Raw genomic sequence first — 13,926 nt, forward strand, 5'->3', positions numbered from 1 at the left:
GCGGTGATCTCAGAGGGTGGGTAACGGGCCGCCGCGGCCGGGACCGAAGGGCATACTTCGGCGCGTGTCGACCGCCTCCCTCCCGCCCGTGCTCGCGCTGTCGCCGGTGGAGCAGCCGCCGGACGCCACGATGCGCCCGCCCGGCTCCAAGTCCATCACCAACCGCGCCCTGCTGTGCGCCGCGCTCGCCGAGGGCACGAGCACGCTGACCGGCGTGCTGTTCGCCGACGACACCCGGGCCATGCTCGGCGCGATCACCGCGCTGGGGGCCGAGGTCGAGGTGGACGAGGCCACCACCACGGTCAGGGTCCGCGGCACCGACCCGCGCACCGCCACCGGCCCGGTCACCCTGTACGCCGACCAGTCCGGCACCACCGCGCGCTTCCTGCTGCCCACGCTGGCCCTGCGCCCGGCCCGGGGCGTGCTCGACGGCGACGCGCAGCTGCGCGCCCGCCCGTTCGGGCCGCTGGTGGAGGCGCTGCGCGCGCTGGGCGCGCAGGTCGAGGAGCCCGCCGAGGCGGGACGGCTGCCGCTGGCGGTGACCGGGCCGGTGCACCGCGGCCGGGTCCCGCTGCCGGGCCACCTGTCCAGCCAGTTCCTGTCCGGGCTGCTGCTGGCCGCGCCGCTGATGCCGCAGGGGCTGGCCGTCGAGCTGACCTCGGCGCTGGTGTCGGTGCCGTACGTGACCATGACCGCCGCGGTGATGTCCGCGTTCGGGGTGGACGCCGACGGCCTGGGCGCCGCACCGGGCCGCTACCGGGCGGCGGAGTACGCGATCGAGCCCGACGCGAGCGCCGCGTCGTACTTCCTGGCCGCCGCGGCGATCACGGGCGGCCGCATCACGGTGGCCGGGCTCGGCGCGGCCAGCCTGCAGGGCGACGTGCGCTTCGCCGACGTGCTGGAGCGCATGGGCGCCCGGGTCTCGCGCGACGCCGACGGCATCACCGTGACCGGCACCGGCACGCTGCGCGGCGTGGACGTCGACATGGCCGACATCTCCGACACGGCGCAGACGCTGGCCGCGGTGGCCGTGCACGCCGACGGCCCGACCCGGGTGCGCGGCATCGGCTTCATCCGCCACAAGGAGACCGACCGGCTCGCCGCCGTTGTCACCGAGCTGCGCCGGGCCGGCATCGACGCGCGGGAGCACGACGACGGCTTCACCGTCCACCCGGGCGCGCCGGCGCCGACCCGGTTCGCCACGTACGGCGACCACCGGATGGCGATGAGCCTGTCCCTGCTGGGCCTGCGGTCGGCCGGGATCGAGATCGACGACCCGCGGTGTGTGGCGAAGACCTACCCCGGATTCTTCGCCGACCTCTCGCGGGCCACCGCCCGAGCGTGAAGGATCTAGCGGTATGGAGTACGTGAAGCTGGGCCGCACCGGCCTGGACGTGTCCCGGCTGTCGCTGGGCTGCATGAGCTACGGCGAGCCGGGTCGCGGCAGCCACAGCTGGTCCCTGCCCGAGGACGAGGCGCGCCCGTTCATCCGCCGGGCGCTGGAGCTGGGCGTCAACTTCTTCGACACGGCCAACGTGTACTCGCTGGGCAGCAGCGAGGAGATCCTGGGCCGGGCGCTGCGCGACTTCGCCGACCGGGACGAGGTGGTCGTCGCGACCAAGGTGTGGGGCGTGATGCGGGAGGGCGCGAACGGGCGCGGCCTGTCCCGCAAGGCGATCATCGCGGAGCTGGACCACAGCCTGCGCCGGCTCGGCACCGACTACGTGGACCTGTACCAGATCCACCGGTTCGACCCGGCGACCCCGCTGGAGGAGACCCTGGAGGCGCTGCACGACGTGGTGAAGGCCGGCAAGGCCCGCTACATCGGCGCGTCCTCGATGTACGCCTGGCAGTTCGCCAAGGCCCTCTACCTGGCCGACCGGCACGGCTGGACCCGCTTCGCCACCATGCAGAACCACTACAACCTGATCTACCGCGAGGAGGAGCGGGAGATGCTGCCGCTCTGCCTCGCCGAGGGGATCGGCGTCATCCCGTGGAGCCCGCTCGCCCGCGGGCGGCTGACCCGCGATCCCGACGCGGTCACCGCGCGCACCAAGGACGACGCCTTCGGCGACGGCCTCTACGGCGCGTCGGAGGCGGCCGACGCCGAGATCATCTCGCGGGTCGCGCGGATCGCGGAGCAGCGCGGGGTGCCCCGGGCGCAGGTGGCGCTGGCCTGGGTCGCGAGCCGGCCCGGGGTGACCGCGCCGATCGTGGGCGCCACGAAGCCGCAGCACCTGGACGACGCGGTCGCCGCGCTCGACCTCGTGCTCAGCGCCGAGGAGGTCGCGGCGCTGGAGGAGCCGTACGTGCCGCACCGCGTGGCGGGCTTCCAGTGAGCCGCGCGCGAGCGGCCCGGACCGGGTAGCGTGTGTCCGGCCGCGACAGGGTCGCGGCACAGTCATCCAGGTGTGCGGCGTAGATGCGAGGACTCGTGAGCGAGCAGGTGAAGGACCGGGCGAAGGCGCAACCGGCCGAGAGCAGGAAGCCGACCAAGGCGGAGCGGCGCGAGGCCCGCGTCGCGGCGGCCAGGGCGGCCCGCCGCCGTAAGGCGTTCATGGCGGTCGGCGGCACGTTCGTCGGCGTGGCGCTGATGATCGGCCTGGCCTTCCTCGTGTTCCGCGACAACGGCACGGACCAGTCCGCGGCGTCCACCCCGAACGCGTCGGCGACGGCCCCGGCGGAGGACCCGAACGCGGCCCCGACCGCCCCGGCCGCCAACGCGGAGTTCCCGCCGCTGCCCGAGGGCGCCGACCCGGCGCTCAAGACCAAGCCCGTGGTCACCAAGGGCTCCGGCGACCTGAAGACGCTCAAGGTCACCACGCTGGTCGAGGGCAAGGGCGCCCCGGTCAAGGCGGGCGACACCGTCACGGTGAACTACGTCGGCGTCAAGTACGCCACCGGCGAGGAGTTCGACGCCTCCTGGAACCGCGGCGAGGCCTTCCCGACCCCGATCGGCACCGGCCAGGTCATCAAGGGCTGGGACCAGGGCCTGGTGGGCGTGAAGGTCGGCAGCCGGGTTCAGCTGGACATCCCGGCCGACCTGGCCTACGGCGACGGCCCGGACTCCCGCCTGCCCGGCCCGCTCCGCTTCGTGGTCGACGTGCTCGGGGTCTCCGCGAGCTGACCCCTCCGTCCGTCAGCGAAGCTCCCGTGCCGCCGTTCGGCACGGGAGCTTTGCTCATGCAGCGCCTCCGGCCCGCGCGGCAAACCGGCTCATATCCCTGCCGAACGGACTAAGGTCGAGCGCAGGCGACATGAGGAGATGGCGATGGCAAGCAAGTCGACCTGGATCACCGCCGGGCTGCTGTCGGCCGCCGCGGCCGGGGCCGCCGCGCTGGCGGCCCGCCGCCGCAGGCACCGGCACGAGGCTCAGAACGGCCTCCAGGCGCTGGCCGACTTCGAACCGCACCCGCACGACGCGGGCCGGCACAAGAAGGAACGGATGCCGCGCAAGCTGAAGAAGCAGCTGCACCACGCCGAGGCCGTCGGCCAGGGGGGCAGCCACTGGTAGGCCGTCAGCGCGGCCGGCGCTCGCCCGCCTCGACCGCGACCGGCAGCACGTTCTCCGCCGGCGGCAGCGGGCACGTGCCGTATTCGGTGAAGGCGCAGGGCAGGTTGATCGCGCGGTTGAAGTCGAGCACGACGGCGCCGTCGGCGCCGGGTTCGTCCACCGACACCGAGCGGGCGCCGCCGTGCGTGCTCAGGCCGCTGGTCGCGTCGCGGAACAGCACGGACAGGCCGCCGTCACCGGCGTCCATCGCGGTCAGCGCGTGCGCCACCCCGTCCAGCTCGAACCGCAGCACGCCGCGCGCGGTCTGCTCGTGGATCAGGCCCGGCACGACCGCGCCCACGGTCACCTTGCGCGGCTGCGCGTACGCCTCGAAGCTCGCGTCCAGCACCCAGCGCGCGTCCGGGGTGAAGGCGGGCACGCCGGTGAACGCGGTCCGGGTCGGCGCCTGCGGGTCGCGCACGCGCAGCGCGTACGCACCCCCGCGCTGGATGACCTCGACCAGGCGCTCGCCGTGCTGCAGGGTCACGCCCGCACCGCCCTCGACCGGGCTGAGCACCAGCTCACCCTCGATCGCCTCGCCGCCGTGGCTCAGCCCGTCCCCGGGCTCGGCCTGCAGCAGCACCCCGTCGGCGTGCACGCTCCAGCGGCCCGGGGCACCGGGGAAGGCGGCGGGTTCGGCGTCCAGCCAGTGCAGCGAGGTGAGGCTCAGCCAGCCGTGCGGGGCGCGCAGCTCGGCCTCCCGCTCGGCGTGCCAGCTGTCCCAATCGTGAATCAGCGTCTGGGGGTCGACTGCCATTGTCGCGCCCTCCTCCTCGGTGACCGGGCCTCCCGCAGCCTGCCACGGCCATCGCGCACTAGCAAGATCGAGATTGGACCGGTCAGCCGACCGGCAGCCCCGCGGCCTGCCACGCGGCGAACCCGCCCGCCAGGTCGGTCGCCCGGTGCAGGCCGAGGTCCTGCAGCGCCGCGGCGGCCAGCGACGAGGTGTAGCCCTCCTGGCAGAACACGACCACGGGCAGGTCGTACGCCCCGGCGACGGGCAGGCGGGCGTCACTGCGGGGGTCGAAGCGCCACTCCAGCACGTTGCGCTCGACGATCAGCGCGCCGGGGATCTCCCCGTGCGCGGCGCGCTGCGCGGCAGGCCTGATGTCCACCAGCACCGCTCCCCCGGCCGCCGCCCGCTGCGCCCGCGCCGGGTCGAGCCGGTCCAGCCTGGCCCGGGCCTCGGCCAGGATCTCGTCGATGCCGCGGGAGCCCTCTGGAGCCCGCGGCACGCTCACCACTGCGCCCCCGCCCGGTCGACGGCGGCCACGACCAGCCGCCCGCGCTCCAGGCGGAAGCGGGTCATCGTACTCAGCTCGGGCCCGTACACGTGCACGCTGACCGCGGGCACCGGCCCGGTGTTGACGATCTGGTGCACGTGGTGCTCACCGAACTGCCGGCCGGTGCCGGACGGCAGCGCCCGCTCGACGAGCGTGGCGTCCCCGCCGGACGGCACGTGCACGGTGCGCTCGGTCAGCGTGCCGCTGACCACGACGAACGCACCCGCGCTGCCGCCGTGGTCGTGCAGGTCGGTCTGCTGGCCGGGCAGCCAGGTGAGCAGCCACGCCTCCAGGCCGGGCTCGTCGAGCAGGCGGTGATACCAGCGCCGGGCCGGATCGAAGCGGGGTGCGACGTCCCAGTCGTCCGGGCGGGCGGCCAGCCGGCGCGCCGTCGTCAGATGGTCCGCGCGGACCCCGGCGGCCACGATCATCCAAATCACCTGCTTTTCCTAGCGGCTTTGTAGGAATTGAACCATCCGGGTGCCGCCGGCACAACAGGAAACGCCGATCCGGGTGCCGCGGCCTACGCCACACACCCGGATCGGCGCTGGTCAGCGGGTCAGTCGCGGGCCAGCGAGCGGGCGATGACCATACGCTGGATCTGGTTGGTGCCCTCGACGATCTGCAGCACCTTCGCCTCGCGGAAATAACGCTCGACCGGGTGGTCGGACACGTAGCCCGCCCCACCCAGCACCTGCACCGCGTCCGTGGTCACCTGCATCGCCATGTCGGTGGCGAACAGCTTCGTCTTCGCCGCCTCGATCGAGTACGGCAGGCCCGCGTCGCGCAGCCGGGCGGCGTGCAGCATCAGCGCCCGCGCCGCGGCGAGCTGGGTCGACGCGTCGGCCAGCAGGAAGCCCAGCCCCTGCAGGTCGATGATCGGCTTGCCGAACTGCACCCGCTCGCGGGCGTAGTTCACCGCGTAGTCCAGCGCGCCCTGGGCCAGGCCGATCGCGCACGCGGCGATGCCGAGCCGGCCGGAGTCCAGCGCGCCCATGGCGATCCGGAAACCCTCGCCCTCGGCCCCGATCAGCCGCTCGGCGGGGACCTCCGCGCCGTCCAGCGCGATCTGCGCCACCGGCGACGCGCGCAGGCCCATCGTCTTCTCCCGCGCCTGCGGGTTCAGGCCGGGCGTGCCCGCCTCGGCGAGCAGGCAGGAGATGCCCTTGGGGCCGGGGCCGCCGGTGCGTACGAACAGGTTGTAGAAGTCGGCCACGCCCGCGTGGGTGATCCACGCCTTGGTCCCGGTGACCCGGAACGCGTCGCCCTCGCGGACGGCCTTGGTGGTCAGGTTCGCCGCGTCGGAACCGCCGGCGGGCTCGGACAGGCAGTACGCGCCGAGCAGCTCGCCGCCGATCATGTCGGGCAGCCAGCGCTCGCGCTGCTCGGGGGTGCCGTGGTGGGCGACCGGGTAGCAGGCGAGGGTGTGCACGCTGACCGCCTCGGCGATGCCCACCCAGCGGCCGGCGAGAATCTCCAGCACCTGCAGGTAGACCTCGTACGGCTGCTCCGCGCCGCCGTACTCGGCGGAGTAGGGCAGGCCGAGCAGGCCGGAGCGGCCCAGGGTGCGGATCAGCTCGCGGGGGAACTCCCCGCGCGCCTCGAAGTCGTCGGCATGCGGCGCGAGCTCCTTGTCGGCCAGTTCACGGGTGAGTTCGAGCAGGTCGTGTGCTTCGGGGGTGGGAAGCAGGCGGGTAACGCTGGACATGGAGCCAGCTTAACGGCCGTTAGGGAATGGCACCCGCCCGGATTCAGGCCCCCCGGGTCCGGTCGAGTGCGGTTTCGCCGCCGTAACGCCCGCAAGGGGACATAGTGGTGGTAGCGGCCAGGCGATCGCAGGGAGGCGTGCGATGACCGTCGAACTGACCGGTCCGGTGGTGGTGGGCGTGGACGGCTCCCCCGCCGCCACGGTGGCGCTGCACTGGGCGGCCGACGAGGCGGCGCTGCGCGGCCTGCCCCTGAAGATCGTGTACGTGAGCGAGGACCCCGGCCCGCGCGAGGGCAGCCGCACCGAGGACGTCGCGCTCACCTCGGCCGGACACAAGATCACCGAGCACGCCATAGCCGAGGTGCGCGAGCAGCGGCCCGACGTCACGCTCACCGCCGAGGTGCTGCGCGACGACCCCGCCCACGGCCTGATCAGGGAGTCGGAGAGCGCCTCCATGGTGGTCGTCGGCAGCCGGGGTCACGGCGGCTTCCACGACCTGATGCTCGGCTCGACCAGCCTCCAGGTGGCCATGCACGGCAAGAGCACGGTGGTGGTGGTCCGGCCGCCCGCGGCGCCGGACCGGGCGGGCGTCGGCGCGGTGGGCCGCATCGTGGTGGGCGTGGACGGCTCGCCGCAGTCGGGCACCGCGCTCGCGTTCGCGTTCGCCGAGGCCGAGCGCCGCGGCTGCGGCATCACCGCCGTGCACGCCTGGATGGGCCCGATCACCACCGGGGCGGCCGGCATGCCGTTCGTGTACGACGTCGACACGCTGCGCGAGCAGGAGCAGTCGGTGCTCGACACCTCGCTGGCCGGCTGGCACGACCAGCACCCGCACATCAGCCTGCACCGTGTCACGGTCGAGTCGTCGGCGGCGGCCGCGCTCACCGAGCAGTCGATGGGCGCGCTCATGGTCGTCGTCGGCTGCCGCGGCCTGGGCGGCTTCACCGGCCTGCTGCTCGGTTCGGTCAGCCAGGCGCTCATCCACCACGCCGGCTGCCCCGTGGTGGTCGCCCACCGCCGCGACGACCACTTCACCCTCACCTGAAAACAGAGGGTTGACATTCCTGAAATACCGGATCTATTCTGAAACCGAAGCCCGACATGTTTCCCAGTGAAACAAGCCGGGCTTCCGCATATCCGCAGGCTGCCGCGCAAGATCAGTGGTTTGTGTCGAGAAGTGTGGCCGGACCGCAGGTTGTGACACGAGATGGCGATCTTGGCGCCGCGCCCAGCCCTGCCCACCGGGCGTCAGTCGCGGTCGGGGCGGGTGACCATGGGGAGCACGTACCAGATCAGGATGTAGAACAGCGCCATGCCGGCGCCCAGGAAGGCCGCCCAGCGGACTCCGGCGACCACCTCGACCACCAGGTAGATGGCCAGCACGATCGCCGCCATCTCGAAGAACAGCCCGCACTGGGCGAGCCGGTGCGCGGTGCGCACGATCTGCGGTTTACGCCCCTCCCGGAACGCCAGCCGGTGATAGCTCACCGGGGCGATGAGCAGCGCCGCCGCGATCGCGCTGCAGATGAACGTCACGACGTAGAGCACCCGCTCGCTGCCGGTGATCTTCTCGAAGCCGACCGAGAACGGCAGCGTCAGCAGGAACGCGAACAGGATCTGCACGCCCGTCTGCGCCACGCGCAGCTCCTGCAGCAGCTCCGAGTAGTTGCGGTTCCACTGCTTGTGCGGGTCCTCCGCCGGGTGCTGCTGCCCGCTCGCGTCGATGTCGCTCACCGTCTACCTCCGCTTTTCGAAGCATATGCCCGGCCCGGGCGGAGGTTATGCCGACGCGCGGGCGGTCAGGCGGCGTTCGCCGCGAGCGCGTCCACCAGCCGCTTGCAGGGGCTGGCCAGGTTCCACTGCTCGGCCAGGGCCAGCAGGCGGTCCGGGTCGCGCGGCGCGGCGGGCAGCGTCAGGTCGTGCTCGGGCAGCTTCAGGTCGGTCGCCACCCGCACCACCTTCGGCGCGACCAGCAGGTAGTCGGCCGCCGCGGCGAGCTTGGTCCGGACGCCGGGCGCGAAGTCGGAAGCCGGGTCGGCGGCGGCCGCCACGATCGCGTCGAGGCTGCCGTAGCGGGACACCAGCCGCGCGGCGGTCTTCTCCCCCACCCCGGCCACGCCGGGCAGGCCGTCGCTCGGGTCGCCGCGCAGCGCCGCGAAGTCCGCGTAGCCGTTCGCGGGCACGCCGTACTTCTCCAGCACGGCGGCCTCGTCGCAGTCCTCCAGCTTGGCCACGCCCCGGCCGACGTAGAGCAGGCGCACCCCGCGCGCGTCGTCGACCAGCTGGAACAGGTCGCGGTCGCCGGAGACCACCTCGACCGGCGCGGGCGCTGTCGCGGCGAGCGTGCCCAGCACGTCGTCGGCCTCGTTGCCGTCCACCCCGTACGCCACGATGCCGAAGGCGTCGAGCACCTGGAGCAGCAGCTCCACCTGCGGCACCAGCTCGTCGGGCACCTCCTCGCCGCCCTGCGGCGCCAGCCGGTGCGTCTTGTACGTCCCGATCAGCGCGACCCGCCAGGCCGGCCGCCAGTCGTTGTCCAGCGCGCACACCAGCCGCCCCGGCCGGCGGCCCTTGACCAGCGTGGTGACCATGTCCAGGAAGCCGCGCACGGCGTTGACCGGGGTGCCGTCCGGCGCCATCGCCGCCTTGGCGGGCACGCCGTGGAAGGCGCGGAAGTACAGGCTGGGCGCGTCGATGGCGAGCAGGGGTGCGGTCATGCGCAACAGCCTGCCACACGGGCCGGACACCGCCTCGCGGCGCGCGTACCCCCGCAATGGTCGAAGCTCCCACGCCGCGGCGGGAACCGCGGGGCGGGAGCTTCGATCGAGAGAGGGGCGGCTCAGTTGTTGTTGCCGCCGCGCGGGGTGAACGCGGTCGGGCGGCGCACCGTGGCCCGCTGCGCGCCGATCGCGGCCTGCTCGCGGGCCGCCTGCACCTTGTCCAGGTACTCGCGGGCGGCCAGGTCCTCCGCGGTCGGCGCCGCGCCGATGGCGAAGACCAGACCGCCGATGACGAGCAGCACCAGCACGCCGATCGGCACCAGCAGGTTCACCGCCGAGGCGCCGCCGACGGACAGCGTCGGCTCGGTCAGCCGGACCGACATGGCGGCCATGCCGGTGTAGTGCATGCCGCACACGGCCACACCCATCACCAGCGCCGCGCCGGCGATCGCCAGCGGCCGGGTCAGCACGACGGTGAACCAGAGCGCGACGCTCGCGGCCACCACGGCGATGATCACCGAGGCGGCGACCAGGCCCGTGTCGTAGGACACCACACCGTCCAGGCGCATCGCGAACATGCCCAGATAGTGCATGCCGGCCACGCCGACGCCGGTGAAGATGCCGCCGACCACGATCCGGCCGATGTTGGGCCGCCCGAAGCCGACGATGAACAGGCCGATACCGACCACCACGATCGCGACCACCGCGCTCAGCGCGGTGCGCGGGATGTCGTAGCGGATCTGGGTGCCCATCACCGAGAAGCCCAGCATGGCCATGAAGTGCATGGCCCAGATCGCCGTGCCGCCCAGCGCCCACGCCGCGAGCACCAGCCACCAGAAGCGCTGCTTGCCGGTGGTGGCGGTGCGCATCCGGGCGGTGCAGATCAACCCCAGGGTCGAACCCAGGATGGACAGCGCGTACGCGACGCCCGGGGTGATCAGACCGTGGGTGAAGTGATGAACGTCGGCCATCCGCCCGACCCTTTCAGCTCATGCAAGCTAAGTAGCGCTCACTTTCTTGCATGATTCCGGAAAGTCGTTTCGGCAAGCAACTCGGTCAGACGACCGCAGTATACGCAAGTACGCCTCTATTGACCGCGTTCATCGCCTCCCGCGCGGTCTCACGCAGCTCAGATGGCGCACCGGTGGCGTCCGCAATCTGTCCGAGAAGATCGATGACCTGTCTCGCCCATCGGACAAAGTCGCCCGCCGGCATGTCGCCCTCCAGGCTGTGCCCGCTCGCGAGGACCTTCGCCAGCGGCTCGCCCTTGGCCCAGCGGTACATCGGCCACACGAAGCCCAGATCGGGCTCCCGGGTCTGCGCCAGGCCGAGCCGCCGCTCGTCCACCGACAGCTGGTAGAAGGCGCGCACGGTGGCGTCGACGGCCGCCGCCACCACCCCGCGCGGCACGGAGGCCTGCTCGTCGGCGTCGCGGCGGGCCTCGTACAGCACCACGGAGACGGCCGCGGCCAGCTCGTGCGGCTGCAGCCCCTCCCACACGCCGGTGCGCAGGCACTCCGCCACCAGCAGGTCCGCCTCGGTCCAGATCCGGGCCAGCATCCGGCCCGGCGCCGTGACCTCGCCGTCGGCGCCCAGGTAGCCGCGCTCGGTGAGCAGCTCGCAGATGCGGTCGAAGGTGCGCGCCAGCGAGCCGGTGCGGTTGCTCACCTTGTCGCGCAGGCCCTCGGTGTCGCGGAACAGCCGCTGCCGCCGTTCGGCCCAGCGGGCGTGGTCCTCCCGCTCCGGGCAGGCGTGGCACGGGTGCGCTCGCATCGCCTTGCGCAGCGCCAGCAGCTCCTTGTCCTCGTGGCTGCCGTTGCCGCGCCGCCGCCGCTGGCCCCCGCCCCGCGCGAGGTCCAGGTTGCGCAGGGTCGAGGCCAGGTCCCGGCGCTCGGCCGGGGCCCGGTGGTTGAAGTGCCGCGGCACCCGCACCCGGCCCAGCACGTCGACCGCGCCCGCGAACTCGCCCGCCGAGATCCGGCCGGCCCAGCGGTCCTCGGTCAGCACCACCGGGCGCGGCTCGCCGAAGCCGCCCACCCCCGGATCGAGCACGATGGCCAGGCCCGCGTGCTTGCCCGACGGGATGCGGATCACATCACCGATCTTCAGCTGCTCCAGCGACTCGACCGCCTGCGCGCGCCGCTCCTGCTGGCTGTTGCGCGACAGCTGCTTCTCCCGCTCGGCGATACGCACCCGCAGCGCGAAGTACTCCGCGAAGTCGCCGTGCTCGCAGGCCAGCTCGGTGTCGTAGACGGCCAGCACCTCGTTGTTCTTCTGCACCTGGCGGGCCAGGCCGACGACCGAGCGGTCGGCCTGGAACTGCGCGAACGACGACTCCAGCAGGTCCCGGGCCCGCCCGGCGCCCACCGAGCCGACCAGGTTCACCGCCATGTTGTACGACGGCCGGAAGCTCGACCGCAGCGGATAGGTCCGGGTGGAGGCGAGACCGGCCACGTGGCGCGGGTCCACGTCCGGCGTCCAGACCACCACCGCGTGGCCCTCGACGTCGATGCCGCGCCGCCCGGCCCGGCCGGTGAGCTGCGTGTACTCCCCCGGCGTCAGGTCCACGTGGGCCTCGCCGTTGTACTTGACCAGCCGCTCCAGCACCACGCAGCGGGCCGGCATGTTGATGCCCAGCGCCAGCGTCTCGGTCGCGAACACCGCCTTGACCAGGCCGCGCACGAACAGCTCCTCGACGACCTCCTTGAAGGCCGGCAGCATGCCCGCGTGGTGCGCGGCCAGGCCCCGCTCCAGCCCGTCCAGCCAGTCCCAGTAGCCCAGCGCGGCCAGGTCCTCGTTGGGGATGTTGGCGATGCGCCGCTCCACCACCTCGCGGATCTCGACCCGCTCCTCGGGCGAGGTCAGCCGCAGCCCGGACTGCAGGCACTGCTGCACGGCCGCGTCGCAGCCGGCCCGGCTGAACACGAACATGATCGCCGGGAGCAGGCCCTCTCCGTCGAGCCGGTCGACGATGTCGGGCCGGTTCACCGCCGGGCCGCGCCGGTTGCGCGGCCCGCGGCCGCGCCGGATCTCGCCCAGCTCCAGCCGCCGCCCCAGCTCGCGCGTGTAGCGCAGCAGCTCCGGGTGCACCTCGTGGGCGCGCGCCGCCTCGGAGTCGTGGAACAGGTCGAACATGCGCTTGCCGACGAGCATGTGCTGCCACAGGGGCACCGGCCGGTGCTCGCTCACCACGACCTCGGTCCGGCCGCGTACGGTGACCAGCCAGTCGGCGAACTCCTCGGCATTGGACACGGTCGCCGACAGCGACACCAGCGTGACCGAGGCGGGCAGGTGGATGATGACCTCCTCCCACACCGCGCCGCGGAACCGGTCCGCCAGGTAATGCACCTCGTCCATGACCACGTAGGACAGGTTCTGCAGCGCCGACGAACCCACGTACAGCATGTTGCGCAGCACCTCGGTGGTCATCACGACCACCGGCGCGTCGCCGTTGATGGAGTTGTCGCCGGTCAGCAGGCCGACCTTGGCCGCGCCGTGGCGCTGCACCAGGTCGTGGTACTTCTGGTTGGACAGGGCCTTGATCGGCGTCGTGTAGAAGCACTTGCGGCCCTGCTGCAGGGCCAGGTGCACGGCGAACTCGCCGACGACGGTCTTGCCGGCGCCGGTGGGCGCGCAGACCAGCACGCCGCTGCCCCGCTCCAGCGCGGCGCAGGCGGTGATCTGGAACGGGTCGAGGGCGAACCTGAGCCCGGCGGCGAACTCGCCGACCAACGGGGTGGGCACGGGGGTCTTACGGCCTTCCGGAGGGGTCGCTGGTCGGGCTGGTCGGGCGGCCTTCCCGGTTTCCGGGTGCCGCTCGGCGGGGCTCGTCATAATCGCAAGGCTAGGCGACAACCCCCACCGAGTGCAGGTCGGTATCCTGCTGACGTGCCCGAGTCGCAGTCCCAGCCCAGCTCCCACCCGGGACGGATCGACGCGCCCAGAGCCCTCGATGCCGTGCTGTTCGACTTCCACGGCACCCTGGCCACCACGATCGACCCGGTGGCGTGGGTGAGCGCCGCGGCCGCCGACTGCGGCGTGACGCTGGACCGGGGCAAGGCCACGGTGCTGGCCGACCGCCTGGCCACGGCGGGCGCGCTGCCGGGCGTGGCGCGTCCGGTGCGGGTGCCGCCGCACCTGGCCGAGGCGTGGGCCGACCGGGACCTCTACGAGCACGCCCACCGCCAGGCCTTCACCGGGCTGGCCGCGACCGTGCCCAACGACGTGCCCGGCCTGCCCGAGGCCCTCTACGAGCGGGTGCTGCGCCCGGCGACCTGGACGCCGTACCCGGACGCCATGGGCGCGCTGACCACGCTGCGGGCCGCCGGGGTGCGCACCGGGGTGGTCAGCAACATCGGCTTCGACCTCCGCCCGCTGCTGGACGCCTGGGGGCTGACCGCGCTGTTCGACGCGATCGTGCTGTCGTACGAGGTGGGCTGCATCAAGCCGGACCAGAAGATCTTCCTGCGGGCCTGCGGCATGCTCGCGGTCGACCCGGAGCGCGTGCTCATGATCGGCGACACGCCCGCCGACGCCGGGGCGGTCACCGCGGGCTGCTCCGCGCTGGTCATCCCGGCGGCGGGCCCCGGCCGCCCGAACGGGCTGCACCGCAGCGTCGCGCTGGCCGTCCCGCGCCACTGACGCCTCGCGGGCGGGGTGATG

At 73.2% G+C, this 13,926-nt stretch carries 14 protein-coding genes; 6 read left to right on the forward strand and 8 right to left on the reverse strand.

The window, feature by feature from the left end; genetic code table 11:
- Window positions 1-64 precede the first annotated feature (64 nt).
- The 4 genes from aroA to CS0771_RS33590 all read left to right on the forward strand — a co-directional run bounded on the left by aroA (window position 65) and on the right by CS0771_RS33590 (window position 3,514).
- Window positions 65-1,345, forward strand: coding sequence for a 3-phosphoshikimate 1-carboxyvinyltransferase (gene aroA, locus CS0771_RS33575; RefSeq protein ID WP_244871191.1), 1,281 nt, complete (start codon window positions 65-67; stop codon window positions 1,343-1,345).
- A 13-nt stretch (window positions 1,346-1,358) separates the two neighbouring features.
- Window positions 1,359-2,339: an aldo/keto reductase gene (locus CS0771_RS33580; RefSeq protein WP_212844744.1), complete on the forward strand. Its 981-nt coding sequence runs from the start codon at window positions 1,359-1,361 to the stop codon at window positions 2,337-2,339.
- A gap of 83 nt (window positions 2,340-2,422) precedes the next feature.
- Complete coding sequence (locus CS0771_RS33585) at window positions 2,423-3,127, forward strand: FKBP-type peptidyl-prolyl cis-trans isomerase (RefSeq protein WP_212844745.1); 705 nt, start codon at window positions 2,423-2,425, stop codon at window positions 3,125-3,127.
- Between the two features lie 144 nt (window positions 3,128-3,271).
- Window positions 3,272-3,514, forward strand: a complete 243-nt coding sequence (locus tag CS0771_RS33590; protein WP_212844746.1) for a hypothetical protein — start codon at window positions 3,272-3,274, stop codon at window positions 3,512-3,514.
- A 4-nt stretch (window positions 3,515-3,518) separates the two neighbouring features.
- Here CS0771_RS33590 and CS0771_RS33595 read toward each other — a convergent pair whose 3' ends face one another.
- The 4 genes from CS0771_RS33595 to CS0771_RS33610 form a co-directional block, all read right to left on the reverse strand.
- A complete protein-coding gene (locus CS0771_RS33595) occupies window positions 3,519-4,310 on the reverse strand; it encodes a DUF1684 domain-containing protein (RefSeq protein WP_212844747.1) in 792 nt (263 codons plus the stop codon).
- 82 nt (window positions 4,311-4,392) lie between these two features.
- Window positions 4,393-4,788, reverse strand: a complete 396-nt coding sequence (locus CS0771_RS33600) for a rhodanese-like domain-containing protein (protein ID WP_212844748.1) — start codon at window positions 4,786-4,788, stop codon at window positions 4,393-4,395.
- Window positions 4,789-4,790: 2 nt separating this feature from the next.
- Window positions 4,791-5,267, reverse strand: coding sequence for a cysteine dioxygenase family protein (locus CS0771_RS33605; RefSeq protein WP_212846185.1), 477 nt, complete (start codon window positions 5,265-5,267; stop codon window positions 4,791-4,793).
- Between the two features lie 128 nt (window positions 5,268-5,395).
- A complete protein-coding gene (locus CS0771_RS33610; RefSeq protein ID WP_212844749.1) occupies window positions 5,396-6,544 on the reverse strand; it encodes an acyl-CoA dehydrogenase family protein in 1,149 nt (382 codons plus the stop codon).
- A 142-nt stretch (window positions 6,545-6,686) separates the two neighbouring features.
- Between CS0771_RS33610 and CS0771_RS33615 the strand changes: the two genes are divergently transcribed.
- Entirely contained in the window at window positions 6,687-7,589 is a 903-nt protein-coding gene (locus CS0771_RS33615) for a universal stress protein (RefSeq protein WP_212844750.1), read from the forward strand.
- A 203-nt stretch (window positions 7,590-7,792) separates the two neighbouring features.
- Here CS0771_RS33615 and CS0771_RS33620 read toward each other — a convergent pair whose 3' ends face one another.
- The 4 genes from CS0771_RS33620 to CS0771_RS33635 all read right to left on the reverse strand — a co-directional run bounded on the left by CS0771_RS33620 (window position 7,793) and on the right by CS0771_RS33635 (window position 13,098).
- Window positions 7,793-8,278 (reverse strand): DUF6328 family protein, encoded by a 486-nt coding sequence (locus CS0771_RS33620; RefSeq protein ID WP_244871192.1) that lies wholly within the window; start codon window positions 8,276-8,278, stop codon window positions 7,793-7,795.
- Window positions 8,279-8,343: 65 nt separating this feature from the next.
- A complete protein-coding gene (locus CS0771_RS33625) occupies window positions 8,344-9,261 on the reverse strand; it encodes a 5'-3' exonuclease (RefSeq protein WP_212844751.1) in 918 nt (305 codons plus the stop codon).
- Between the two features lie 122 nt (window positions 9,262-9,383).
- Entirely contained in the window at window positions 9,384-10,235 is an 852-nt protein-coding gene (locus CS0771_RS33630; RefSeq protein WP_212844752.1) for an MHYT domain-containing protein, read from the reverse strand.
- 85 nt (window positions 10,236-10,320) lie between these two features.
- Complete coding sequence (locus CS0771_RS33635) at window positions 10,321-13,098, reverse strand: RNA helicase (protein ID WP_212844753.1); 2,778 nt, start codon at window positions 13,096-13,098, stop codon at window positions 10,321-10,323.
- 54 nt (window positions 13,099-13,152) lie between these two features.
- Between CS0771_RS33635 and CS0771_RS33640 the strand changes: the two genes are divergently transcribed.
- Window positions 13,153-13,905, forward strand: coding sequence for an HAD family hydrolase (locus CS0771_RS33640; RefSeq protein ID WP_212844754.1), 753 nt, complete (start codon window positions 13,153-13,155; stop codon window positions 13,903-13,905).
- The last annotated feature ends 21 nt before the right edge of the window (window positions 13,906-13,926 follow it).

The organism is Catellatospora sp. IY07-71, assembly GCF_018326265.1.
Taxonomy (GTDB): domain Bacteria; phylum Actinomycetota; class Actinomycetes; order Mycobacteriales; family Micromonosporaceae; genus Catellatospora.

Bases quoted from the DNA above. Each gene is read 5' to 3' on its own strand.
- CS0771_RS33605 (WP_212846185.1), bottom strand. From the start codon at position 5,267: ATGATCGTGGCCGCCGGGGTCCGCGCGGACCATCTGACGACGGCGCGC.
- CS0771_RS33610 (WP_212844749.1), bottom strand. From the start codon at position 6,544: ATGTCCAGCGTTACCCGCCTGCTTCCCACCCCCGAAGCACACGACCTG.
- CS0771_RS33630 (WP_212844752.1), bottom strand. From the start codon at position 10,235: ATGGCCGACGTTCATCACTTCACCCACGGTCTGATCACCCCGGGCGTC.
- CS0771_RS33625 (WP_212844751.1), bottom strand. From the start codon at position 9,261: ATGACCGCACCCCTGCTCGCCATCGACGCGCCCAGCCTGTACTTCCGC.
- CS0771_RS33635 (WP_212844753.1), bottom strand. From the start codon at position 13,098: ATGACGAGCCCCGCCGAGCGGCACCCGGAAACCGGGAAGGCCGCCCGA.
- CS0771_RS33615 (WP_212844750.1), top strand. From the start codon at position 6,687: ATGACCGTCGAACTGACCGGTCCGGTGGTGGTGGGCGTGGACGGCTCC.
- CS0771_RS33580 (WP_212844744.1), top strand. From the start codon at position 1,359: ATGGAGTACGTGAAGCTGGGCCGCACCGGCCTGGACGTGTCCCGGCTG.
- CS0771_RS33585 (WP_212844745.1), top strand. From the start codon at position 2,423: ATGCGAGGACTCGTGAGCGAGCAGGTGAAGGACCGGGCGAAGGCGCAA.
- CS0771_RS33590 (WP_212844746.1), top strand. From the start codon at position 3,272: ATGGCAAGCAAGTCGACCTGGATCACCGCCGGGCTGCTGTCGGCCGCC.
- CS0771_RS33595 (WP_212844747.1), bottom strand. From the start codon at position 4,310: ATGGCAGTCGACCCCCAGACGCTGATTCACGATTGGGACAGCTGGCAC.